This is a genomic window from Novosphingobium sp. GW821-FHT09E05 (genome assembly GCF_059416165.1).
Map to the genome: position 1 here is coordinate 164,079 of NZ_JBWKOQ010000004.1, position 23,654 is coordinate 187,732.

Annotated in this window: 17 protein-coding genes; 13 read left to right on the top strand and 4 right to left on the bottom strand. The window is 69.0% G+C overall.

Going from position 1 to position 23,654, the window contains the following annotated elements:
• Positions 1-614: 614 nt before the first annotated feature.
• Genes AC07M9_RS16780 through AC07M9_RS16805 form a run of 6 tightly spaced genes read left to right on the top strand, consistent with a single transcriptional unit; the run spans position 615 to position 10,310 of the window.
• Complete coding sequence (locus AC07M9_RS16780) at positions 615-3,428, top strand: TonB-dependent receptor plug domain-containing protein (RefSeq protein WP_494885247.1); 2,814 nt, start codon at positions 615-617, stop codon at positions 3,426-3,428.
• Positions 3,429-3,454: 26 nt separating this feature from the next.
• Complete coding sequence (locus AC07M9_RS16785; RefSeq protein ID WP_494885249.1) at positions 3,455-5,047, top strand: amidohydrolase; 1,593 nt, start codon at positions 3,455-3,457, stop codon at positions 5,045-5,047.
• A 14-nt stretch (positions 5,048-5,061) separates the two neighbouring features.
• Complete coding sequence (locus AC07M9_RS16790; protein ID WP_494885251.1) at positions 5,062-6,669, top strand: amidohydrolase; 1,608 nt, start codon at positions 5,062-5,064, stop codon at positions 6,667-6,669.
• Complete coding sequence (locus AC07M9_RS16795) at positions 6,626-8,011, top strand: D-amino acid dehydrogenase (protein ID WP_494885468.1); 1,386 nt, start codon at positions 6,626-6,628, stop codon at positions 8,009-8,011. Before AC07M9_RS16790 ends, AC07M9_RS16795 begins: the two co-directional genes overlap by 44 nt.
• A gap of 41 nt (positions 8,012-8,052) precedes the next feature.
• Positions 8,053-9,357 carry a M20/M25/M40 family metallo-hydrolase gene (locus tag AC07M9_RS16800; RefSeq protein WP_494885253.1) on the top strand — a complete coding sequence of 435 codons (1,305 nt, stop codon included), beginning with the start codon at positions 8,053-8,055 and terminating at the stop codon, positions 9,355-9,357.
• Positions 9,358-9,404: 47 nt separating this feature from the next.
• A complete protein-coding gene (locus AC07M9_RS16805) occupies positions 9,405-10,310 on the top strand; it encodes an alpha/beta hydrolase (RefSeq protein WP_494885255.1) in 906 nt (301 codons plus the stop codon).
• Here AC07M9_RS16805 and AC07M9_RS16810 read toward each other — a convergent pair.
• Complete coding sequence (locus AC07M9_RS16810; protein WP_494885256.1) at positions 10,238-11,014, bottom strand: methyltransferase domain-containing protein; 777 nt, start codon at positions 11,012-11,014, stop codon at positions 10,238-10,240. The two genes, AC07M9_RS16805 and AC07M9_RS16810, sit on opposite strands and share 73 nt — an antisense overlap.
• 267 nt (positions 11,015-11,281) lie before the next feature.
• Here AC07M9_RS16810 and AC07M9_RS16815 point away from each other — a divergent pair, with 267 nt between their 5' ends.
• From AC07M9_RS16815 to AC07M9_RS16845, 7 genes are all read left to right on the top strand, one after another.
• A complete protein-coding gene (locus tag AC07M9_RS16815) occupies positions 11,282-11,512 on the top strand; it encodes an acyl carrier protein (protein WP_494885258.1) in 231 nt (76 codons plus the stop codon).
• The gene (locus tag AC07M9_RS16820) at positions 11,509-12,738 is read left to right on the top strand and encodes a beta-ketoacyl-[acyl-carrier-protein] synthase family protein (protein ID WP_494885259.1); all 1,230 of its coding nucleotides are present in this window, start codon (positions 11,509-11,511) and stop codon (positions 12,736-12,738) included. The genes AC07M9_RS16815 and AC07M9_RS16820 overlap by 4 nt, the downstream gene beginning before the upstream one ends.
• Entirely contained in the window at positions 12,735-13,823 is a 1,089-nt protein-coding gene (locus tag AC07M9_RS16825; protein WP_494885261.1) for a type III polyketide synthase, read from the top strand. Before AC07M9_RS16820 ends, AC07M9_RS16825 begins: the two co-directional genes overlap by 4 nt.
• Position 13,824: 1 nt before the next feature.
• Positions 13,825-14,916, top strand: coding sequence for an NAD(P)/FAD-dependent oxidoreductase (locus tag AC07M9_RS16830; protein ID WP_494885262.1), 1,092 nt, complete (start codon positions 13,825-13,827; stop codon positions 14,914-14,916).
• Between the two features lie 176 nt (positions 14,917-15,092).
• A complete protein-coding gene (locus tag AC07M9_RS16835) occupies positions 15,093-17,540 on the top strand; it encodes a hypothetical protein (protein ID WP_494885263.1) in 2,448 nt (815 codons plus the stop codon).
• An 8-nt stretch (positions 17,541-17,548) separates the two neighbouring features.
• Positions 17,549-19,366, top strand: a complete 1,818-nt coding sequence (locus tag AC07M9_RS16840) for a GMC family oxidoreductase (protein ID WP_494885265.1) — start codon at positions 17,549-17,551, stop codon at positions 19,364-19,366.
• A 3-nt stretch (positions 19,367-19,369) separates the two neighbouring features.
• The gene (locus AC07M9_RS16845; RefSeq protein WP_494885266.1) at positions 19,370-20,545 is read left to right on the top strand and encodes a catalase family protein; all 1,176 of its coding nucleotides are present in this window, start codon (positions 19,370-19,372) and stop codon (positions 20,543-20,545) included.
• Between the two features lie 4 nt (positions 20,546-20,549).
• Here AC07M9_RS16845 and AC07M9_RS16850 read toward each other — a convergent pair whose 3' ends face one another.
• The 3 genes from AC07M9_RS16850 to AC07M9_RS16860 are packed head-to-tail and all read right to left on the bottom strand — an operon-like array spanning position 20,550 to position 23,654.
• Complete coding sequence (locus tag AC07M9_RS16850; protein ID WP_494885267.1) at positions 20,550-21,935, bottom strand: Dyp-type peroxidase; 1,386 nt, start codon at positions 21,933-21,935, stop codon at positions 20,550-20,552.
• Entirely contained in the window at positions 21,932-23,206 is a 1,275-nt protein-coding gene (locus AC07M9_RS16855) for a hypothetical protein (protein WP_494885269.1), read from the bottom strand. The genes AC07M9_RS16850 and AC07M9_RS16855 overlap by 4 nt, the downstream gene beginning before the upstream one ends.
• Positions 23,207-23,216: 10 nt before the next feature.
• Positions 23,217-23,654 carry a hypothetical protein gene (locus AC07M9_RS16860; RefSeq protein ID WP_494885271.1) on the bottom strand — a complete coding sequence of 146 codons (438 nt, stop codon included), beginning with the start codon at positions 23,652-23,654 and terminating at the stop codon, positions 23,217-23,219.

Genomic DNA, 23,654 nt, shown 5'->3' on the forward strand with positions numbered 1-23,654 from the left:
ATCCCCGATCTTATCAGGCGATCAACCCCCGTCGATGATGAAATCCTGCGTCGAATGCCCACTTGACAATGGATTCCCCATCGGAGTTGGCGATCCGGGTTGCGGCTTCGGCACCGAAATCGCAATGCGTCGCCGTATTTCCGAATCGCGCTAATGCTGGGTGATCGGAAAATGCGCCCGAAAAGACTGCGCCGCACCTTTTCTGCGCCGAGACCGCCTTTCGCGACGGATTCTGTCAACCCGCTGCAGCAATCTCCCCATCTTTCATGGGATCACGCGCGGCGTTCCCGCTAAGATCGTCGACATCGGGAAGAGCACCGCGGGGCAGCGGCGCCAACGGGCACTTTCCGAAAATGGACCCTCGCGATCGTCGCGGGGCGGGGACGCAACGGATCGTAAAGCAGCGGGCAAGAATCCGCCGACCGGCCTTTCGCCGGTACGACCGAACGCGTGCCTTCCATTCACGACGGGAACGGGGACGCCTGCGGCAGACATGGTTCAGGCCGGAGGGAATTATCGCGATGCACAGCGCCACTGAAACAAGCGCCACCCAGATCACGAGCGCGGGTCGGACTTCCGGCGCTCGAAACAGGTCGAAGAATTTCACCGCCCGGATGCTGCTGCTGGCATCGGCGGCGCCGCTCCTGTCGGCCACCCCGGCCATGGCGCAGGCACAGACACCGGCGGACGAGATCGCCGAAGGCCCCACCAGCGACATCGTCGTCACCGGCTCGCGCATCGTGCGCGACGGCTACAGCGCCCCCACGCCCGTCGCGGTGCTGGGCGAAGCGGACATCGCCGCGCAGTCGCCCGCCAACATCTCCGACTTCGTGAACCAGCTTCCGGCCATCGCCGGGAGCGGAACTTCGGGCGGTTCCTCGGGCGGCCTGTCGAATGCGGGCGCGGGCATCAACTCGATCGGCCTGCGCGGGCTCGGGGTCGGGCGCACGCTCGTGCTGGTCGACGGCCAGCGCTCGGTCGCCTCCACCGTGGGCGGCACGGTCGACATCAACACGATCCCGCAGGACCTGGTGAAGCGGGTCGAAGTCATCACCGGCGGCGCTTCGGCGGCCTACGGTTCGGACGCGGTGGGCGGCGTCGTCAACTTCATCCTCGACACCGGCTACACCGGCGTGAAGCTTGCCGCCGACACCGGCATCTCGGACTACGGCGACGCCTTCAACTACCGCATCGCCGCCACCGCCGGCTTCTCGCTGCTCGATGACCGGCTGCACCTGCTGACCAGCGTCTCGTGGTTCGACCAGAAGCGCGAGGAAGGCATCGACCGCGACTGGAACGACAGCGGCTACTTCCAGATCAACAACCCGGCCTACACCGCCACCAACGGCCAGCCCCAGCGCCTGATCGGCAGCGGCATCGGTCCCTCGGGCTACACCGCGGGCGGCCTCATCACCAGCGGCCCGCTGATGGGCACCTACTTCCTGGGCGAAGGGCAGACCGCCAGGCTGAACTACGGCACCGTCTCCAGCCCGTGGATGGTCGGCGGCGACTGGCAGACGACGCTGGCGGGCCACGTCGGCACCAACACCCTCGTACCCAAGGACGAGCGCCTGAGCGTGTTCCAGCGCATCGGCTTCAACGTCACCCCCGACATCGAGCTCTTCGGCCAGTTCTCGTACAACCGCTCGGTCAGCGCCAGTTCCTACCAGCAGACGCCCAGCACCGGCGTCTCGATCCGCGTGGACAACGCCTATCTGCTCAGCCAGTACCCCGCCATCGCCGCGCAGATGGCCGCGCGCGGCCTGGCCTCGATCACGGTGGGCACCTCCAATGCCGGATTCCCGATCCCGGGCAGCGACATCAAGCGCGAAGTCTACCGCGGCGTGATCGGCGCCAAGGGCAGCCTCGACCTGTTCAGCAAGCCGATGAACTGGGACGTCTACTACCAGAAGGGCGTCACCAAGGCGCGCGAGGAGCTGACCAACACCTGGCAGAACGCCCGCATGGCGCTGGCGCAGGACGCCGTGTTCGCGGGCGACGGCAGCATCGTGTGCCGCTCCACGCTCACTGATCCGACCAACGGCTGCGTTCCCATCGACCGCCTCGGCACCAACGGTCCTTCGGCCGAGGCGCTCGACTACATCTACTACGACGGTTACCAGCCGATCCGTCACCAGACGATCAAGCAGGACGTTGCCGCCGCCACCATATCGGGCAGCGCCTTCGCGCTTCCGGCGGGCGACGTTGCCTTCGCCACGGGCGCGGAATGGCGGCGCGAGCAGATCAACGGCGAGGTCGATCCGGTCCACAACTCGGGCTGGCTCTACGGCAACTTCCGCGTCAACCAGGGCAAGTACGACGTCTACGAGGGCTTCCTCGAAGTCGACATCCCGGTGATCGACGGGATGAACCTCAACGCGGCGGCGCGCGGCACGCATTACTCGACCTCGGGCTGGGTCGGCACCTGGAAGGTCGGCGCCAACTGGCAAGTGATCGACGACGTGCGCCTGCGCGGCAACATCAGCCACGACATCCGCGCGCCCAACCTCGAGGAGCTGTTCGCCGCAGGCACCGCGCGCACCAACTCGGTCATCATCCCGGCCGGTTCGGGCGCTCCGGTCACCGGGTCGCAGCAGTTCGTGCAGAACGCCTTCGGCAACCCCGACCTCAAGCCCGAAGTCGCCGACGGCTGGACGGCGGGCATCGTCCTCACTCCGTCGTTCCTGCCCGGCTTCAGCGCCTCGTTCGACTACTACGACATCAAGATCGACGACGCGATCGGCTCGATCACGGCGCAGCAGACCGTGGACCTGTGCTATGACCAGGGCATCGCCTCCTACTGCCCGAACATCAAGTTCGTGAACGGCGCGCTCAGCACGATCGACCTGACGCCGATCAACTTCGCGACCCAGAAGACGCGCGGCTTCGATATCGAGGCGAGCTATTCGGTGGAGGTCGGCCCGGGCATGCTGCGCCTCCACGGGCAGGCCACGCACTACATCGAGAACGTGCTGGACGACGGCATCAGCTTCCCGATCGACTACGCCGGCGTCCTGACCAACACGACCTATGCCTCGCCCGACTGGGTCTACCGCCTGAGCGCCTTCTACGAACTGGAGCCGTTCACGCTCAACCTCGTCGCGCGCGGGTTCACCGACGGCGTCTATGGCAACGACTGGATCGAGTGCAACGGCGACTGCCCCGCCAGCACATCGCAGTACCGCACGATCAACGACAATTCGATCAACGGCGCCACCTACTTCGACGCCTCGATCGACTTCAAGTTCCCGACCATGGGCGGCAACGGCCACCTGACCTTCATCGTCAACAACCTGGCCAACAAGGACCCGGTCCTCGTCGGCAACGGGCCGGACGGCAACAACGTCCCCGCCTACGCCCAGACCAACCGCAGCCGCTACGATGTCGTGGGCCGCACGTTCCGCGTCGCCGCCAAAGTCGAATTCTGAACAAGCAGATGAGGAAACCCCGCAAGATGAGGACGTTCACCCGCGCCGTTCTGGCCGCCACCCTTGCCTCCACCGTGCTGGCCGCCGCGCCCGCCCGCGCCGAGGCTCCGCAGGCGCTCAAGGACGAGGTGGCGATCGAGGTCGAGGCGCAGCGCAAGCAGATCCAGGTCATGGTCGACCAGATCTTCAGCTACGCCGAGCCCGGCTTCCAGGAGTTCAAGACGTCCGAATACCTGACCGGCATCCTCGCCAAGAACGGCTTCACCGTGACCAAGGGCGTCGCCGGCATCCCCACCGCCTTCACCGCCACCTGGGGCAAGGGCGGCCCCAAGATCGCGCTGGGCAGCGACATCGACGACGTGCTGGGCGTCTCGCAGATGCCCGGCGTGCCCTACCTCAAGCCGATGATCGAAGGCGCGCCGGGCCACGGCGAGGGCCATAACTCGGGCATGCCGCTGATGGTGGCCGCCGCCATCGCCACCAAGAAGGTCATGCAGAAGCACGGCCTTGAGGGCCGGTTGATGCTCTGGCCGGGCGTCGCCGAGGAACTGCTGGCGACCAAGGCCTATTTCGTGCGCGCCGGGCTGTTCAAGGACGTCGACGCCTCGATCTTCACCCACGTCAGCTCCGACTTCTCGACCGGCTACGGCGAGATGGGCAACAACGGCATGGTCTCGGTCGAATACTCGTTCAAGGGCAAGACCGCCCACTCGGCGGGCATGCCGTGGGAAGGCCGCAGCGCGCTCGACGCGGTGGAGATCATGGACGTCGCCTGGAACTTCCGGCGCGAGCACCTGCCGCTTACCCAGCGCTCGCACATGATCATCACCAACGGCGGCGGCCAGCCCAACGTGGTGCCCGACAAGGCGAGCATCTGGTACTTCTTCCGCGAGCGCACCTTCGCCGACATCCGCAAGCTCTATGACATCGGCAACGACGTCGCCAAGGCCGCCGCGCTTGCCACCGGCACCACGATGACCCAGCAGACGCTGGGCTACGCCGCGCCAAACTTCGGCAACAAGCCGATGGCAGAGGCCGCCTATGCCAACATCAAGGCCGTCGGTATGCCCAAGTGGAGCGCGGACGACCAGGCCTTCGCCAAGGCCGTCCAGACCTACAACGAGCGCAAGATCGAGCCGCTCAAGGACGAGGTCACCGAACTCTCGACGCCCGAGAACCGCAAGCCCTCGACCGGCGGCGGCTCGGACGACATCGGGGATATCATGTGGGCGGTCCCGACGATCACCATCCGCTTCCCCTCGAACATCCCCAACATGATCGGCCACAACTCCACCGCAGCGATCGCGATGGCCACCCCGATCGCGCACAAGGGCGTGGAAGCGGGCGCCAAGGCCGTGGCGATGACGGTCCTGGACCTCGTCACCACCCCCAAGCTCATCGCCGACGCCAAGACCTACTTCACCGACGTTCAGCTCAAGACCGACACTTACGCCCCGGTCCTGACCGACGCGGACGTGCCCGCCATCTGGCTCAACGAGCGCAACATGGCGCTCTACCGCCCCCAGATGGAGAAATACTACTACAACCCGGCCAAGTACCCGACGTACCTCGACCAGCTCGGCATCAAGTACCCGATGCTCGAAGGCCCGGCGAAGTGAAGGGAGCGAGGCCCATGAAAAACAGGAAGCTCGCGGCGCTGCTGGCGCCGATGCTGGCGGTCGCGGCGCTGGCCCCCGTCCCTGCCCTCGCGGCGGCGGACCCGGCGCTCAAGCAGGAAGTGCTGGCCGGGGTGGAAGCCCAGCGCAAGCAGATCCAGGTCATGGTCGATCAGATCTTCAGCTTCGGCGAGCCCGGCTTCCAGGAGACGAAGACCAGCGAGTACCTCATCTCCATCCTCGAGAAGAACGGCTTCCAGATCGAGCGCGGGATCGCCGGGGTGCCCACTGCCTTTACCGCCACCTGGGGCAAGGGCGGGCCCAAGATCGCGCTGGGCAGCGACATCGACGGGCTCGTCGGCGTCTCGCAGGTGCCGGGCGTGGCAGAGGTCAAGCCGCTGACCGAAGGCGGCTCGGGCCACGGCGAGGGCCACAACTCGGGCATGCCGCTGATGGTGGCGGCCGCCATCGCCGCCAAGGACGTGATGACGAAGCACGGCATCCAGGGCCGGCTGATGCTCTGGCCCGGCGTCGCGGAGGAGCTGCTGGCGACCAAGGCCTATTACGTGCGCGCGGGCGTGTTCAAGGACGTCGACGCCTCGATCTTCGCGCACGTCAACACCGGCTTCGGCACCGGCTGGGGCGACCTCGGGCTCACCGGCATGATCTCGGTCGAGTACGAGTTCAAGGGCAAGACCGCGCACTCCGCCGGGATGCCGTGGGAAGGCCGCAGCGCGCTCGACGGGGTGGAGCTGATGGATGTGATGTGGCAATTCCGCCGCGAGCACCTGCCGCTCGCCCAGCGTTCGCACAACGTCATCACCAACGGCGGCGGCCAGCCCAACGTCGTGCCCGACAAGGCGAGCAGCTGGTACTACTTCCGCCAGAAGGACTTCTCCTCACTGCGGGATCTCTACAAGACCGGCAACGACGTGGCCGATGCCGCCGCGCTCGCGTCCGGCACCACGGTCAAGCGCAAGGTACTGGGCTTCGCCGCCCCCAACTACGGCAACAAGCCGCTCGCCGAGGCGCTCTACGCCAATATCGAGGCGGTCGGCGTGCCGCAGTGGACAGCGGCGGACCAGGCGTTCGCAAAGGCCGTGCAGACCACCAACCACCTCAAGGTCGAGGCGCTGCCCGCCAAGGTCACCCCGCTCTCCACGCCCGAGACGCGCGGCGATGCCAGCTTCGGCGGCTCGGACGACATCGGCGACGTCATGTGGACGGTGCCCACCGTCACCATCGGCTACCCGGCGAACATCCCGAACGTGATCTTCCACCACTCCACCGCCGCGATGGCGATGGCTACCCCGATCGCGCATAAGGGCACCTTAGCAGGGGCTAAAGCCGTCGCTATGACCATCCTCGACATCGCCACCACCCCCCAGCTGGTGGCCGACGCGAAGACCTGGTTCCGCGACGTGCAGCTCAAGGAGCAGAAGTACGATCCCCTGATCGCCGCCACCGACATGCCCGCGATCGACCGCAATGCGCGAACCATGACGCAGATCCGCCCGTCGATGGAACAGAATTACTACCAGCCCGACAAATACGACACATACCTGCAGCAGCTGGGCGTGGATTACGAGGCTTCGGGTCGCGAAACCTCGGGCGCAGGGGGCTAGGCCCGCCGCGCCGACCGGTCGGGGCCCTGTCCAGGGAAACTGCCCCGACCGGACCCTCTCAGGCCCGACCACCAGACAGGAGCCCGCGATGGCCCGGATCATCATCATCGGCGCCGGTATCACCGGCGTGACCTCGGCCTATGCCCTGCTCGAGCGCGGGCACGAGGTGACGATCGTCGAGCGCCTGCGCTACCCGGCGATGGAAACGTCGTTCGCCAACGGCGGCCAGCTTTCCGCCAGCAATGCCGAGGTGTGGAACTCGGTCACGACGATCACCAAGGGCATGCGCTGGATCTTCCGGGCCGACGCGCCGCTGCTGTTCAACATGCGCCCCACGTATCACAAGTACTCGTGGCTGGCCGAATTCACCGCCGCGATCGGCAAGCACCGCGCCAACACGGTGGAGACCACCCGCCTTGCCATCGCCGCGCGTCGCCACCTGTTCGCCATCGCCGAGCGCGAGGGGATCGACTTCGACCTCTCCCGCTGCGGCATCCTCCACTTCTACCGCGACCCGGCGACTTTCGCGCAGGCACGCCAGGGCAATGCACTGCTGCGCGAGGGCGGCCTGGAGCGCGAGGAAGTCTCCCCGGCGGAGGTCGCGCAGATCGAGCCCAGCCTCCACGGCGACTTCTGCGGCGGCTTCTTCACGCCCTCGGACTCCACCGGCGACATCCACAAGTTCACCAGCGGCCTCGCGGCGGCCTGCGAGCGGCGCGGTGCGCGCTTCGTGTTCGGCAGCGAAGTCGCCGGGTTCGACCTTCGCCCCGACGGTGTGTCGGTGCGGCTGCAGGCGGTGGGCGGCCTTGGGGAAGGACAGGCCCACCGTCCGCAGGACGCCCTCGAGGGCGACGCGGTGATGGTCTGCGCCGGGATCGCCAGCCGCGCGCTGGCCGCAATGCTGGGCGACCGCGCCAACATCTACCCGGTCAAGGGCTACTCGATCACCGTCCAGCTCGGCGACGAGGCCAGCCGCGCCGCCGCCCCGCGCGTCAGTTTGTTGGACGAGGACGCCAAGATCGTCACCAGCCGTCTCGGCGACGACCGTTTCCGCGTCGCGGGGACCGCCGAGTTCAACGGCATCAACCGCGACATCCGCGCCGACCGCATCAAGCCGCTCATCGCCTGGAGCGAGCGCCACTTTCCCGGCATGTCCACGCGGCAGGTCGTCCCCTGGGCGGGCCTGCGCCCGATGACGCCGACGATGATGCCGATCGTCGGCCGGGGCAGGCACCCCCGCGTGTTCTACAACACCGGCCACGGCCACCTCGGCTGGACCCTTTCCGCCATCACCGCCGAACTGGCGGCCGAACATCTGGGCAATCTGCCGGCGGCGGCATGAGCGGCCCTTGCACAGCCGCACCGCCAAGGTATCGTCCGCGCATGATCCGAGCCCTGCTTCCCCTGCCGCTGCTGCTGGCCGCCGCCCCCGCCCTCGCCGAAGTGTCCGCGCCCGAGCGCAGGATCGTCGCCTCGGCCGATGCGGGGGCGGACCATGACCTCGCGCTGCTGGAGAAGCTGGTCGCGCAGAACAGCGGCACCCGCAACGTCGAGGGCGTGAAAAAGGTGCGCGACATGGTCGTGCCTGAACTGACCGCACTCGGCTTCACCACCAAGTGGGTACCGATGGACGCGGTGAACCGCGCCGGACACCTGATCGCTGTCCACAAGGGCAAGGCGGGCACGACGCGCATGCTGCTCATCGGCCACCTCGACACCGTGTTCGAGCCGAGTTCGCCGTTCCAGACCTCGACTCGCGAAGGCGACCAGCTTCACGGCCCCGGCGCTGGCGACGACAAGGGCGGTATCGTCGTCATGCTCGCGGCGCTGCGGGCGATGAAGGCGGCGGGCACGTTGGCGGGCGCGAATATCGAGGTCGTGCTGACGGGGGACGAGGAAGCCTCCGGCACCCCGATCAGCACCTCCCGCGCGGACCTGATCGCGGCGGGCAAGCGGGCCGACGTGGCGCTCGATTTCGAGGGGCTGGTGGTCATCGACGCGCAGGACTACGGCTCGGTCGCCCGCCGTTCCGCGGCCGACTACACGATCACCACCACCGGCGTGACGGCGCATTCGAGCGGCATCTTCTCGCCCGGCGTCGGCGACGGCGCGGTGTTCGAGCTGGCGCGGATCATCACCGCCTTCCGCCAGGAACTGCCCGAGCCCAACCTCACCTTCAACATCGGCCTCGTAGCCGGCGGCGCCACCGCCAAGCTGAGCCCGGACGAGGCGGTGATCGAGGCGACCGGCAAGACCAACATCATCCCGCCCGTCGCCATTGCCAAGGGCGACTTCCGCGCGCTGACGCCGGAGCAGGTCGATCGGGTCAAGGCGAAGATGCAGGCGATCGTCGCGAAGCACCTGCCGCAGACGAGCGCTGCCATCACCTTCAAGGAAGGCTATCCGCCTATGGCCCCGACGCCGGGCAACCAGGCGATGCTGGACAGACTGAACGCAATCAACGCAGACCTCGGCCTGACCACCATGCCTGCGCTCGACCCGCTCAAGCGCGGCGCCGGGGACATCAGCTTCGTCGCACGGGACGTCGACGGGCTCGCCGGCCTCGGCCCCAGCAGCAGCGGCGACCACACCCCGGAGGAGCGCGTGGATCTCGCCAGCTTCCCGCGCCAGATCAAGCGCGCCGCGCTGCTCATGACGCGCCTCAGCCGGGAAAAGGCGAAACGCTGAGTATCGGATTGCGAAGAACGCCTTCTCCGCTAAACCGCGACATGCGCATGAAAATCACCGCGATCGCCGCCGCACTTCTGCTGGCGCCCGTCGCCGCCCCCGCGCAGGAAGCGCCCGCGCCTCCAGCCGGGAAGCACTCCATCGCGTTCGGCACCAGCTATTCGCTGAAGTCGGCCGTCCTGAACGACACGCGCGAGGTAAACGTCTGGCTGCCGACAGGCTACGACAAGTCGAAGGACCGCTACCCCGTCGTCTACGTGCTCGACGGCGGGACCGACCAGGACTTCACGCATGTCGCGGCGCTGGGTAGCCTCGCATCGCTGAGCTGGACTTTCGGCCCCTTCATCGTCGTGGGCATCCAGACCAAGGACCGCCGCGCCGAACTGACGGCGCGGCCGACCGACGAGCGCTACCTCGCCGCGTTCCCGGAAAGCGGCGGAGCGGACCGCTTCCGCCGGTTCCTGCAGCAGGACGTCGTGCCCTTCGTCGAAGGCCACTTCCGCACCAGCGACCGCCGGGCCGTGATGGGCGAATCGCTTGCCGGGCTCTTCGTGGTCGATACGATGCTCATCGACCCCACGCTGTTCGACGACTACGTGGCCGTGAGCCCGAGCCTGTGGTGGGACGATCGGCGGCCCCTGCGGAACCTGGAGCGATCGGCCAGATCGAACCAGCTGTCGAAAGCGCGCCTCTACCTCGCCGTCGCCGACGAGGGGGGCACGATGCAGGACGGCATCGACCGCCTGCGCTCCTTCCTCAAGACGCAGCCGTCCAGCCGGATAACCGTGCGCTACGCCGACTTCAGCAAGACCGCGTCGCACGACACTGTCTATCACCGCGCCGCCGAGGACGCGCTGCGCTGGCTCTACCCGGCGCCGCCCTATCCTGCCGAACCGACGCCCTGGTTCATGATCGAAGGCGCCTCTCCGCCGGCCGGGCCCGCTTCCCGCTGACCGGCAACGTCCCGGTGCCGCTCAACGGCGATCCGGAACGGGAAGCGTCTCGCGACACGGATGCCGGCCGGATCGAGGCCCGCCCCGCCCAGCACCTCGGGCCATTCCTCCGGCCGGAACGACCGGGCGATCGACAACTGCCCATCCTCGCGCACGATGCGGTGGACGCCCATGACCCGGGCCAGCCATGGATAGCCGTGATAGGCGAAGGCGTGGCGGTTCAGGTCGCAGACCAGCCATCCGCGCTTCGCGGCATCTTCCATGTGGCGCAGGAACCGGCCGAGTTGCTCGCCGGACATGTGATGGGCGACCTGGCTGCTGACGATGAAGTCGAACCGCTCGGGCTCGTCGGCGTAGTCTCCGGTGCGATAGTCGATGGCCATGCCGGGCGGGGTCATCGCCCGCGCCAGTCCCTCGCTCGCGGGGTTGAGATCGACGCCGACGAGCCGGGCCTCGATCCCCCGGCGCGCGGCCCAGCGGGACACCCTGCGCAGCACGTCGCCGTATCCGAAACCCACGTCGAGCAGACTGAAGCCGCGGGCATCGCCGATCGCGCGGGACAGGAAGGACAGCGTCGGATGAGCGGTGAAGGTCCAGCGGTTGACCCGCGCCAGATCGTGCAGCACCCGGCCGTAAGTGGCCTCGTCCAGATCGGCTGCATCCATCTGCTCTTCGCAAACGGAACGGGTGGCAAGATTGCTCATGTCCGGGCTCCAGCGTCCGTCGCGCGGGCAGGCGACTCCGGGATTTCAGGCCCACATCGTTAGCACACGGGGGAAGTTGCGGTGCAGGCATATCGCTCACTCGACGCCCTTGCGGGGACCCGGGAAAGCGCGCAGTCTCCGGCCTGAAAAAAGCGAGCCGGGATGCCATGATGAAAAGCCGATCACCGGTAAAGACAGGCTCCGCGTGACGGACCGCCGATCGCTCCTCCTCATCATCCGGCACCGCGTCGCCACGGAGAACAGCCGATGACCTATGACGACATCATCGCCCTCATCTCGAAGGAAACCGGCGTACCCGCCGGGCAGCTCCTTCCCGAGGCGACCTTGGCGACGCTCGACATCGCCTCGCTCGATCTCGTCAGCCTGCTGTTCGAAGTGGAGGACCGGTACGGCATCGAAATCCAGCCCGAGGAACTCTCGCGCGAAACGACGCTGCGCCAACTGCTCGAACGCATCGGGGTGACTGCACCGCAATGACCGGAACCGGGAAGGGCCGTGTTCTCGTGACCGGCATGGGCTGCGTGAGCGGCCTCGGATACGGCGTCGCGGCGAACTGGCGGCGCTTGCGGGAAGGCGGCGGCGCGATCCGTCCGCTCGTGCCCCCGGCGCCTGCAGGGGTCGCCGCCTGGGTCGACGAGCAGGGTGACGGTGCCGAGCGTTTCGCGGGCGTCGATCCGCAGCGCTTGCGCCGCCTCGGGCGGCTCGACCCGATCTCGGCCTTCGCGATTCACGCGGCGCTGGAAGCGCTGGACGACGCGGGGCTGGCGGAGCATCCCTCGCTCGCCCACCGCACCGCAATCCTGCTGGGCTGCGGCAGCGGCGGCAATGCGACGATCGACGCAGGCTACGAACGGCTGTTCGGCAAGGATGAGGCGCGCGTCCATCCCCAGACCATTCCCAGCTCGATGATAACCGCGCCCGCGGCGCAGATTTCCATCCTGCTGGGCGTGCACGGCCCGGTCTTCACGCTCTCCAGCGCCTGCGCATCGTCAGCCCATGCGCTGGGCGAGGCCATGCACATGATCCGCAGCGGCCGCGTCGACGTCGTCATCGCCGGGGGTGCGGAGGCTTGCCTCACGCGCGGCGCGATGGCGGGCTGGCAGTCGCTGGGCGTGCTGGCGCCAGACACCTGCCGCCCCTTCTCGCGCGATCGGCGCGGCATGGTGCTGGGCGAAGGGGCCGCCGTCCTGGTGCTGGAAAGCGAACGCCATGCCCTCGCCCGGGGCGCCCGCGTCCACGGCGAGCTGGCGGGCTACGGCGCGACCAGCGACGCGGGCCACATCACCGCGCCCGACACGGCCGGGATCGCCGGAGCCCTGTGCGCCGCGCACGAGGACGCCGGCGTCGCTTTCGATGCGCCGGTGCTCATCTCGGCGCACGGCACCGGCACCGCTCTCAACGACGTGGCGGAAACCGCCGCGCTGCAGGCGGTCTACGGCGCCGGCCTGTCGCGGCATCGCGTGATCGCCACCAAGTCCGCGCATGGCCACATGATCGGCGCGGCCGGCGCGATCGAGTTCCTGCTGGGCATGGTCGCCCTGTCCGAGGGGGTGGCCCCGCCGATCCTGAACCATCTCGGCCCCGATCCCGACTGCGACCTGCCGCTGGTCCTCGCGCCCGAGGCCATCGCGCCGGAGGCACTGATATCGAGCAGCTTCGCGTTCGGCGGGCTCAACGCCGTACTGGTGGGGAAACGGGCATGAGCGCGGCCGTCGCCCACATCAACCGCATCGGCACGGCCAATCCGCCGTTCGAAGTCCACGACGCCTTCGTCCGCTTCGTCGCGAACGAGTTGCAGGACGAACGATCCCGCCGCCTGTTCGAGCGCATGGCGGCACGGTCGGGCATCGCGAAGCGCTATTCCTTCCTCGAACCCGAGACGCTGCCGGACGGCACCGTGACCGACACCGAGCGGTTCTACGGCACCGGATCCTGGCCCTCTACCGGGCAGCGGATGGCGCGCTACGAGCGCGATGCACCGCGCCTCGCGCTGGCGGCCATCGACGCGCTCGGCATCGACGCCGCGAGCGCGGGGATCACCCATCTCGTCGTCGCCTCGTGCACCGGGTTCATGGCGCCGGGGCTCGACCAGATGATCGTCGCGGGCGCCGGGCTCGATCCCGGTGTCGAGCGCACGGTGGTCGGGTTCATGGGGTGCTACGCGGCGGTCAACTCGCTGCGCCTCGCGCATCACATCGTCCGCTCCACCCCGGAGGCACGGGTGCTGGTCGTCACGCTGGAGCTTTGCTCCATCCATTTCCAGCGCACCGGGGAGCTTGCCAGCCTATTGGCCATGCTCCTGTTCGGAGACGGCGCCGCCGCCGCGCTGGTCACCGCCGAACCGGCCGGCATCGCCCTGCGCGACTTTCGCGCCGTGACGATCCCGGGGACGGCGGACGCGATCACCTGGGGTATAGGCGACCAGGGCTTCGACATGCACCTGGGCGGCGAAGTGCCCGCCCGCATCGCCGAGGCCCTTGCCGCCGACGCCCGCCGCAATGACGACCTCGGCCTGCTGCGCGGCGCATCGGCGGGCGACTTCGCGCTGTGGGCGGTCCATGCGGGCGGACGCACCGTGCTCGACGCGGTGGAACACGGTCTGGGCCTGCCCCCCGAAGCGCTCGCGCCCTCGCGCAGAGTGCTCAACGACCACGGCAACATGTCCTCGGCGACGCTGATGTTCATCCTCGCCCGCATGCTGTCGGGCGAGGCGCAGGGGCCCGGGCTGGCGCTCGCCTTCGGGCCCGGCATGGCGGCGGAAAGCTTCCGCTTCACGCTCGGAACCTGACGTGCGCGACGCGCTCGTCGTCGGCGCAGGACTGGCGGGCAGCGCCGCCGCCTGCCTGCTGGCGCGCGCGGGCAAGGACGTGCTCCTGCTGGAGCGCGAGAGCGCGCCGCACCACAAGGTCTGCGGCGAGTTCCTGTCGGTCGAGGCGACCGCGCATCTGCGCCAGCTCGGCGTCGATCCGCTCGCGCTCGGCGGAGTGCCGATCGACAGGATCCGCCTGATCTCAGGCGCTGTCGAAGCCGAGGCCCCCTTGCCGTTCGGCGCCTTCGGGCTCAGCCGATACGCGCTCGACGAAGCTCTCATCGCCCGCGCCGCCGAGGCGGGCGCGCAGGTCGAGCGCGGGGTGCGTGTCCTGGAACTGGACGGCCTGGCGGCACGCACCAGCCAGGGCCATCACGAGGCTCGCCACGTCCTGCTGGCAACCGGCAAGCTGCCCCTGCGGGAAAAGGGCCTGCCGTCCCCGGGCCGTGCCGCCGACGGTTTCGTCGGCTTCAAGATGCACTACGGGCTTTCCCCTCTCGCCGCGCGGCGGTTGAGCGGGACGATCATGCTGGTCCTGTTCGACGAAGGCTACGCAGGGCTGCAGATGGTGGAGGATGGCCGCGCCAACTTGTGCCTGGTCGTGCGCCGCACGCTGCTGGCGCGCATCGGCGGCGACTGGAATGCCGTGCGGGGTTGGCTCGATGGCAACGAAGCCCTGCGAAGCCTGCTGGCGGACGCGGAGCCCCTGTTCGACCGCCCGCTGACGATCGCGAACCTGGCATACGGCATGGGACAGACACGTACCGACGACGGCCCGGTCCTGCCGCTCGGCGACCAGTGGGGCATGACCGCCTCGCTCACCGGCGACGGCATGTCCATTGCCCTGCGCAGCGGCTTCCTCGCGGCGCGCTGCCTCGTCGCGGGAGAAGGCGCGGCGAGCTACCGGCAGCGGCTCCATGCCGAGGCCCGTGGCCAGATCCGGCGCGCGATGATGCTGCAGCGCGTGCTCGATCGCCCGCTGCTGCGGCAGGCCGGCTGCCACCTCGCCCGTCTGTTTCCGTCCACGCTCACCCGCGCCGCCCGCGCCACGCGCCTGCGCGAATGGCCATAGTCTCCTGCGCGCAATCGCTCGGCGCCGACCCGCCGCCTCGCGTCATTACAGGCAAAGTCACTTGACGCCCGGACGAAACAGGAGCCTCCTGACGAACACATAAAGAGCACTAGGGCCGCCAGTCATACCGCAAGCCAGTCGTACCACAACAAGTGGGCGGCACTGTCGAGGGGAACATGGTGGTTGCTAGAGGACTTCTTCTGGGCCTGTCGCTCGTCACGCTGGCGGCCTGTGATCGCGGGCCCAAGGACGAGGCCCAAGCGGCCGGTGTCAGGGATGATACGCTCGTCCAGGCAGACGAGGATTACTTCCGCGAGATGGACGACGGCGTCCCCCTCAACCCCGACGAGGTGAAGGGCCGCAACATGTGGCTGGTCTGGACCGGCGGCAACGACCGCTTCTGGGACGGCATGACCAAACCGACGCTCGGCGGCTTCGACCTGCTCAAGATCGTCGCGCCCCCGCCGGGCAGCGCCAATGCCCGTCCCACGCGCTGGAAGGTCATGGGCCTCGTCAACGAGCCGTGCTTCGCGACCTCGAGCAAGCCGGACCAGTATGGCCTGTGGCGCGACGCGCGCGACCCCGCCTGCCCGCCCGATCCCTTCGCCGATGCGGCGAAGTATCCGGGCGTGAAGATCGGGGCGCGGGGCAGGACGGTGCCGGTCGGTTCATACTTCGGCGAACCCTCCGGCATCCTCGGCCTGCGCCTGTTCCCCAATCCCGATTTCGACGAGAAGGCCAAGGCCGCCTGGAACCCGCAGAGGTACTACGAGGACCCCCGCTACTACAACAACCCCAGGCTCGTGCGCCCCTACCGCGTCGGCATGAGCTGCGGCTTCTGCCACGTCGGCCCCAGCCCCACGCGTCCGCCCGCCGACCCCGAGAAGCCGACTTTCGCGAACCTGAACTCGACCGTCGGCGCCCAGTACATGTGGGTGGACCGCCTGTTCATGTGGAAGGCCGACCCCACCAACTACATGTACCAGCTGGTCTCCACCTACCGGCCGGGAGCGATGGACACCTCGCTCGTCTCCACCGACAACATCAACAACCCGCGCACGATGAACGCCGTCTACCTCCTGCGCGACCGCCTCGAAGCCGGACGGAGCATCGGACGCGAGACTCTCGCGGGCGGGAGCCGGAACAACGCCCAGTTCAACGACATCCTCGAGTCCGGTCCGCTCACCCGGTACTTCCACAAGCCCGACACCGTCTGGACGCCGCATGTGCTGAAGGACGGGGCGGATTCCGTGGGCGCGCTCGGCGCGCTCAACCGGGTCTACCTCAACATCGGCCTGTTCAGCGAGGAGTGGCTGCGCCACTTCAACCCGGTGGTCGGCGGCAAGATCATCTCCTCGATCGAGATCGAGACCGCGCGGCGCAATTCGGCCTACTGGCGCGCCACCGAGAAGGGCACGCCGCTGACGGCGCTGTTCTTCCTGAAAGCGGCGCGGCCCGACCCGCTCGCCAACGCGCCCGGCGGCGCGGGCTATCTGAAGGCGAGCCCGCAGGTGCTCCAGCGCGGGGCAAAAGCCTTCGCCGAAACCTGCGCGCGCTGCCATTCGAGCAAGCAGCCCGAGGCGCCCGCAAGCGCCACCCTGGCGAACGCCATCGGCACCGATTACGTCGCGCGGTTCCAGTCCTGGTGGCGCTGGACGCAGACGGAGGACTTCAAGGGCAGGATGCGCGCCATCGTCGCCCGGCCGGACTTCCGCCAAGGCAACTACTTCAGCACCGACGCCCGCATCCCGGTCACCCTGCTACGCACCAACCTGTGCAGCCCGCTCGCCACCAATGCCCTGCGCGGCAACATCTGGGACAACTTCTCGTCGGAATCGTACAAGACGCTGCCCTCGGTCGGCACGGTGGCCTACCAGGACCCGTTCACCGGCGAGGCGAAGCCCTACCGGATGCCGGGCGGCGGGCGCGGTTATACGCGCGTGCCTTCGCTGGTCTCGCTATGGTCGACCGCGCCGTTCCTGCTGAACAACACGGTCGGCGCTTTCAACGGCGATCCCTCGGTCGCCGGGCGCATGGCCGCTTTCGACGACGGCATCGCCAAGATGCTCTGGCCCGAGCGGCGCGAGCATGACGCGATGGTGCCCGGCGCCTGGGGCACGATCGACCGCACGAGCGCGCGCAGCTACCTCTACGTGCCCTCGGCCTTCCTCCCCGACGCCCCCGGCCCGCTCGACGACGAGGCGAGGAAGGCGCTCAAGTCGCTGGAGAACGCCGCCGGGGACATCGAGCTGGGCCCGATCCCCAAGGGCATGCCGGTCAACCTGCTCGCCTCGCTCCAGCCGCTTGCCGAAAGCCGCGATCCGGTGGCGGTAACGCGGCACTACCGCGACCTTATCGTGCTCCTGGCGCGCCTGAAGAAGAGCCTGCTCACCGCGCCCCGCGGAGCGGACGACGCCGCGCTGCGCCAGCACTTCGCCCCGCTGCGCAGTCAGCTGATGGGGCTCAACAAGTGCCCGGACTTCGTGGTCAACCGCGGCCACTACTTCGGCACCGCCCAGTTCAACCAGCGCCAGTTCACCAGGGACGAGCGCGCCTACGGCACCGAGCCGGTGCTGGGCGACGAGGACAAGACGGCGCTGGTAGAATACCTCAAGACGCTCTGACCAGCGCCATGGCTGCGCCCGAACATGACTACATCGTGGTGGGTTCGGGCGCCGCCGGGGGCACCGTCGCCGCGCGCCTTGCCGAGGCCGGGATGCGGGTGCTGGTGATCGAGGCAGGCCCGGACCCCCGAGAGGACACCGAGGCGCGCGCGGCGGCGGATTACGACGTTCCCGCCTTCCATGCCTTCGCCTCCGAAAACCCCCAGTTCGCGTGGGACATGAAGGTCCGGCACTTCGCGGACCCAGCGACGGCGCGGGCCGACGAGAAGGCGGTGGACGGCCTGATCGCCTATCCCCGCGCCGGGGCGCTGGGGGGCTGCACCGCGCATAACGCGATGATCTTCATGGTCCCGCCGGACAGCGACTGGCAGGCGCTGGCGGAACAGACCGGCGATCCCGGCTGGGCGCCCGGGGCGATGGCCGCGCACCGCAAGGCGGTCGAGAACTGCCGCCACCGCCCGCTCTGGCGCTGGCTCGCGCGCCTTGGCCTCGACCCGACCGGGCACGGGTGGCACGGCTGGCTGCCGGTCGAGAAGGCCGTGCCGATGCGGGCCCTGCGCGACGCCGCGCTGATCCGCTCGCTGGTGCTGGCAACGCTGCTGGACCTCGCACGCGGACGCGACTGGCTGGGCAGGATCGCCGTTTTCCTGCGCAACTGGGGCGATCCCAACGACCGGCGGCGGGGGAACCGTGAGCAGGTCTGCTACGCGCCGCTGTCCACCGACAACCATGGCCGCAGCGGTGCGCGCGAACGGGTGGAGGCGGTGCGCCGCCGCCACCCGGACCGCCTCGAAATCGTGACCGACTGCCTCGCCACGCGCGTCCTGTTCGACGAGGCCGGAACCGCGATCGGCGTCGAGTGGCTGCGCGGCCGCCATCTCCACCGCGCCTGCCCGCAACCGGGCGCGCCCCTCGGCCAAGGCAGGAGCATGGCGCTGCGCGAAGTGATCCTCGCCGGCGGTGCCTTCGCCACCCCGCAGCTGCTGATGCTGTCGGGCATCGGCGAGGCGGCGCACCTTGCCGAGCATGGCATCCCCCTGCGCGCCGACCTCCCCGAAGTCGGCCGCAACCTGCAGGATCGCTACGAGATCAGCGCGGTCCACTGCATGGCGCGCCCATGGCGCTCGCTGCAAGGCGCGACGTTCGCGCCGGGCGACCCGCTCCACCGCGCATGGCGTGAGGGCCGGCGCGGCATGTACATCTCCAACGGCGCGGCGCTGGCCGCGCTGCGCCGGTCGAGCACCGCGCGCGACGCCGCGCCGGACCTGTTCCTCATGGGTCTGATGGCGCGCTTCAGCGGCTATTATCCGGGCTATGCAGCCGACCTCTGGCCGGGGCTCGACGGGTTCAGCTGGACCGTGCTCAAGGGGCAGACCGGCAACCGCGCCGGCCGGGTACGCCTCGCCTCCGCCGACCCGCGCGACCAGCCCCGCATCGACTTCGCCCATTTCGAGCAGAACGGCGAGGCGGACCTCACCGCCCTCGTCGAGGGACTGGAGATGGCCCGCGCCCTCGCCCGCCCACTGATCGCTCGCGGCGTGATCGCCGAGGAGGAGCTTCCCGGCGCCCACATCACCGGCGCGGCGCTGCGGGAATGGGTACGCGTCAACGCCTGGGGTCACCACGCCTGCGGCACCGCCGCGATCGGCACCGTGCTCGATGCCGCGGGGCGTGTCCTGGGCATACCGGGCCTGCGGGTGGTCGATGCCTCGATCTTCCCGCGCATCCCGGGCCTGTTCATTGCCGCGCCGATCTATTTCGCGGCCGAGAAGCTGGCGGCGGACATCCTCGCCGACGCCGGCGTCCTTCCCGGCAAGGAGCCCTGAACCATGCTGCGCTTTCTCCACCGCCTGTTGGAACTCGGCCTGCATTTCGAGCGGCGCTTCGACCCGTTTTTCCGCCCCCTGTTCGACCGCCTGCTGCGCATGGCGCTGACCCGGTTCTGCAACTGGACGATCAACCTCACCCGCAGCCACGACGTGCCGCCGATCGCGGGAGAGGACGCCGATGCCGACGAGGACCTCAGCCTCGACACGATCATCGCCGAGATGCAGCACCACCTCGACCTCGACTTCAAGCCCGGCTACTACGAACGCGCGGGCAACACTAAGACCCACGGCCTCGTGCGCGGCACGCTGACGGTGCTGCCCGGCCTCCCCGAGCATGTGCGCCGGGGTATCTTTGCCGAGGAGCGCAGCTTCCCGGCCTGGATCCGCTTCTCCAACCCCGGCCCCCACGTCGAGCCCGACATCGACGACGTCGGCTTCGGCAGCATGAGCGTGAAGCTGATGGACGTGCCCGGCCCCAAGCTGATGGACGACGAACGCTTCACGCAGGACCTCACCGCGATCACCGTCATCACCTTCCCAACCCCCGACACGCGCGAGAACGCGCACCTGCAATACTGGAGCCGCCGCGAGATGGGGGTCTGGTACTTCCTCAACTTCAAGCGCCCGCACGTGCGCGACTTCATCATGCAGGCGCTGTGGAACCGCACGCTCGCCAACCCGCTGGCCAACGCATACTTCTCCTGCACGCCCTACCTGCTCGGCGAGGGGCAGGCGATGCAGTACAGCTTCCACCCGCTGACCCGCGTCACCACCCGCATCCCGCGCCTGCCGCTGCGGCCCGGCGACGAATACCTGCGCGACAACCTCGCCGCGTCGCTGCGCGAGGGCGAGGCGTGTTTCGAGATGCGGCTGCGGTTGCAGAAGGACCCGTTCCTCCAGCCGGTGGAGCAAGGCGCGGTGCTCTGGGACCCGGGCAGGACGCCGTACATCCCGGTCGCACGGATCACGATCCCCCCACAGGAATTCCGCTCCCCCGAACAGTTCGCCTTCGCCCGCCAGCTCACCTGGAACCCCTGGCACTGCGTTCCCGAACACCGCCCGCTCGGCAACCAGAACCGCGCGCGGCGGCGCCTGTACTACGAGATGTCGCGCTACCGGCAGGGCAAGAACGGCGAGGCGCACGTCGAGCCGACGGGTGACGAGCGGTTCGGCTGAACCGTCAGCCGCGCAGGATGCGCGCCAGGCCGCCGATCCCGGGGAGGAAGAAGTAAGCGCCCCCCACCACCGTCACGAAGCGCGGCAGTCCGGCGGTGAGCCTCGGGTTTCCGGCGGCGTCGTGCCAGGCGAAGGCGTCGGTCGGCATACCGCCACTCACCGGGCAGCGGTTGCCGAGCATCGGGTCCTGCTCGCCCGAGAGCCCGCCGAAGTAGGGGCTGGCGAGCCAGCTGCCCTGAACGAACTCGAACTGGCGGGCGAGGCTGGCGTTGAGGCAGATGAAGTGCAGGCCGCGCGGCTCCGCCGATGTGATGCCCGCGATGGCGGCCTGCGGGTCCGGCGCCGGGCCGTAGGGACGCCCCCGCCGCAGCAGCCGATGGAACCGCGCCGAGGCGGCAGCATCGTGCATGGCGCTGCCCTTCAGGCCGAGCGAGGAGACCACATCGCCGACAAACCCGCGCCGCCCGCGCGGATCGTCGCCGCTGCGGGGGTTGGCGCGGCGGATATGGGCGCCGATCGGGCAGATGGCGCCGTCCGGGTCGGCAGCAAAGGTGAAGCCGTTCACCCCCTCGCCGCCGAGCGCCGGGATCGGATCGCCGTCGATGCCCCGGCCGACCATGCGTTCGGCGAAGGCCACCGCCTCGCCCGCCCCGGCGGTCTGCGCGGCCCAGCCCCAGAAGCCCGCCACGTCCTGCTCCAGCTGGCGATAGACGAGGTACGTCCCGTTGTGCTCGATGCCGTCCCGGGCCGGATGGTCGGGCACGAAGCCGTATTCGTTGCCGTGGCCGAGCAGGAATTCCCCCAGCGCGATGCGCTCGCGGTAGAGGCGGTCGCGTGCGCCGCCGGGCTCGAGCGTCCCGTTCCAGTCGATCTCCGGCTGCGAGATGCCGTCGACGAAACCGAACGGCTCGCGCCCGACCGGGCCGCTGGCGGCATTGACGAGTAGCAGCGAGCAGGCGCCGGCGGGCATGGCGGCCAGCGTCTCGGCGAGGTGAGCCTCGATATCGCCGCCATCGCCCAGCAGGATCAGCAGGACATGGGGTTCCGCATCACCTGCGCCCCACCGCCAGAGCGCCGGCGCGCTGGCCTCCACATCCCCCAGCCGGCGCGAGCGCGAGGGGTCGCCCGCCAGACCGTCGAGGAACTCCGGCGCGAAGCCGTCGATCGTATCGACCGGCAGGTCCAGCGCGCGCAGTCCCGCCGCCGTGAAGGCCACCTGTCGCACGCGCGCAAGACGCCGGGCCTGCGCCTCGGCGAGCGTCGTCGCGCCGAGGCCGCGCAGCCATGCCCGCGCCGGCCCCGCTTCCTCCACCCGCAGCAGGACGTAGCGCGCGCCGTCCAGCGACCCGAAGCCGCGTCCGACGAGGGCCTGGATATCGCCGGGATTCATATCTCGGCGATCCAGCGGCGCAGCGCCTTGCCGCGTGGGCGGCGCTCGAAACCCGCGCGGATCCGGGCGTTGCGGGCCATGTCGTAGTTCGAGAGGCCGGGGAAGGCGTTGTACCAGACCTGCGTCGGGATCTGGTGATGGAACAGGTAGCGCTTGAAGTCCTGCTCGCGCCGCGCGCCGCCGACGATCAGCCAGTCCGTGCGCGGATAGCCGAGCCCGTTGGAGAACGAGAGGTTGAGCCCGAACGCGACCTTGTTGATGAAATCGTCGTTGTAGGCCTCGCGGCTGCCGTCGTAGTTGCTGGCGAAGTAGACGCGGCGCCGGTCGTCGAGGAAGGTCCAGCTCGCGAAGTGGATCGTGTTGACCCGCGCCAGCCGGCCCTTGCGGTAGATATGCCGCGCCCCCCAGTCGATCACCCAGAGGATCACGACGGTCAGCCAGCGGCGGAAAAGCCCGGGTTTCAGCGAGCCGATGGCACCGTACTGGTTGGCGATGTCGTGGTCCTCGTGCGCGGAAAGCATCCGGTTGCGCTCGCGGTTCGGCACGGGCGCCAGCACCGCGTCGGCCCGCTCGCGGCGGCGCAGCAGGAGGATGAACGGGACGAGGCCGATGAGGAGGAGCGGCAGCAGAAGCAGGCCGAGCAGCGGCAGGAGCAGGAAATGCGCGATGTCGCCGAGGCTATCCCTCAGGCTTTTGCCTCCGAGGGGTGCCAGCGGGACCGTTCTGCCGGCCTCCACGAGAATCGGCCAGAGCGTTTCCGGGTCGGCGCCGGCATGATCGAGGCGCGCGGCGCGCAGCACGCGGTGGAGCTGCGCTTCCTCCGCGATCTGGCGGGTCCCACGCCCGCGCCAGTTCACGTAGTTCGCCGCCACCGACACGCGGTTTCGCCGCATCCATCCGGCAAGGTCGGTGCCCTCGTCGAAGTCGATGCAGAACGCGAAGATGCGCCTCAGGCCCGGTGCGGCGAGCGCCGTCAGCGCCTCGACGAACGCCGCCTCGGTCCCGTCGAAGTCCGCTATGAAGGCGAGGCGCACCGGCTCGTGCACGGGCAGGCTCTCGGCCTGCAAGGCGATGCGGTCCGGCAGCGAGGGATCGTCGAGCACCACGAACCGCGCGAAATGCACCTGCCGGAGCCGGCCGAACGGGACCAGCGCATTGCCGGGGTCGGCCTGCCCCGGCGCCAGGGTCATCGTCGCCAGCAGGCTCTCCAGTTCCTCGCGCCGCCCGTGGCGGATCGGCGCGGCGACGAAGAAGTGCCCTTGCCGGACCACGTGCCCCGGCTCAGTCGCCGAACTCGAGCGCGAAGTCGATCAGGCGATTCCTGTCCCAGTAGACCTTGCCGAGATAGACCCCCGGCTCGACCATGCGGATCTCGTCGCGCACATGCGCGGCGAGCAGCGAGGTGTCCGAATAGTCGAGCACGATGCATTCCCTGCCGTCGAGCCAGCTGGGTTCCTTGTAGACTTTCGCCACGATCGCCTTGAGGCCGAAGGGCAGGATCGCATTGCGCAGGAACCCGCGCTCCGCGTCGAACACCTTGCCCTGCCAGGCGAAGATGTTGACGAGCTTGGCGATCTCGTCGGAAACCGAAGTGCCCGGCGCGATGATCGCCGTGCCCCTGGCCTCGCCGTCGGGGATCGGCCCCGCCTCGTGCGCGGAGAAGACCGCATCGAGTGCGGCCTGATCCATCTTGAGCCATTGCGAAACGAGCTGTCCCAT

What these genes read in the sequence shown, in the direction of transcription:
- AC07M9_RS16860 (WP_494885271.1), bottom strand. Translation starts at nt 23,654, where the DNA reads ATGGGACAGCTCGTTTCGCAATGGCTCAAGATGGATCAGGCCGCACTC.
- AC07M9_RS16805 (WP_494885255.1), top strand. Translation starts at nt 9,405, where the DNA reads ATGAAAATCACCGCGATCGCCGCCGCACTTCTGCTGGCGCCCGTCGCC.
- AC07M9_RS16845 (WP_494885266.1), top strand. Translation starts at nt 19,370, where the DNA reads ATGCTGCGCTTTCTCCACCGCCTGTTGGAACTCGGCCTGCATTTCGAG.
- AC07M9_RS16780 (WP_494885247.1), top strand. Translation starts at nt 615, where the DNA reads ATGCTGCTGCTGGCATCGGCGGCGCCGCTCCTGTCGGCCACCCCGGCC.
- AC07M9_RS16815 (WP_494885258.1), top strand. Translation starts at nt 11,282, where the DNA reads ATGACCTATGACGACATCATCGCCCTCATCTCGAAGGAAACCGGCGTA.
- AC07M9_RS16785 (WP_494885249.1), top strand. Translation starts at nt 3,455, where the DNA reads ATGAGGACGTTCACCCGCGCCGTTCTGGCCGCCACCCTTGCCTCCACC.
- AC07M9_RS16820 (WP_494885259.1), top strand. Translation starts at nt 11,509, where the DNA reads ATGACCGGAACCGGGAAGGGCCGTGTTCTCGTGACCGGCATGGGCTGC.
- AC07M9_RS16790 (WP_494885251.1), top strand. Translation starts at nt 5,062, where the DNA reads ATGAAAAACAGGAAGCTCGCGGCGCTGCTGGCGCCGATGCTGGCGGTC.
- AC07M9_RS16835 (WP_494885263.1), top strand. Translation starts at nt 15,093, where the DNA reads ATGGTGGTTGCTAGAGGACTTCTTCTGGGCCTGTCGCTCGTCACGCTG.
- AC07M9_RS16800 (WP_494885253.1), top strand. Translation starts at nt 8,053, where the DNA reads ATGATCCGAGCCCTGCTTCCCCTGCCGCTGCTGCTGGCCGCCGCCCCC.
- AC07M9_RS16825 (WP_494885261.1), top strand. Translation starts at nt 12,735, where the DNA reads ATGAGCGCGGCCGTCGCCCACATCAACCGCATCGGCACGGCCAATCCG.
- AC07M9_RS16810 (WP_494885256.1), bottom strand. Translation starts at nt 11,014, where the DNA reads ATGAGCAATCTTGCCACCCGTTCCGTTTGCGAAGAGCAGATGGATGCA.
- AC07M9_RS16840 (WP_494885265.1), top strand. Translation starts at nt 17,549, where the DNA reads ATGGCTGCGCCCGAACATGACTACATCGTGGTGGGTTCGGGCGCCGCC.
- AC07M9_RS16850 (WP_494885267.1), bottom strand. Translation starts at nt 21,935, where the DNA reads ATGAATCCCGGCGATATCCAGGCCCTCGTCGGACGCGGCTTCGGGTCG.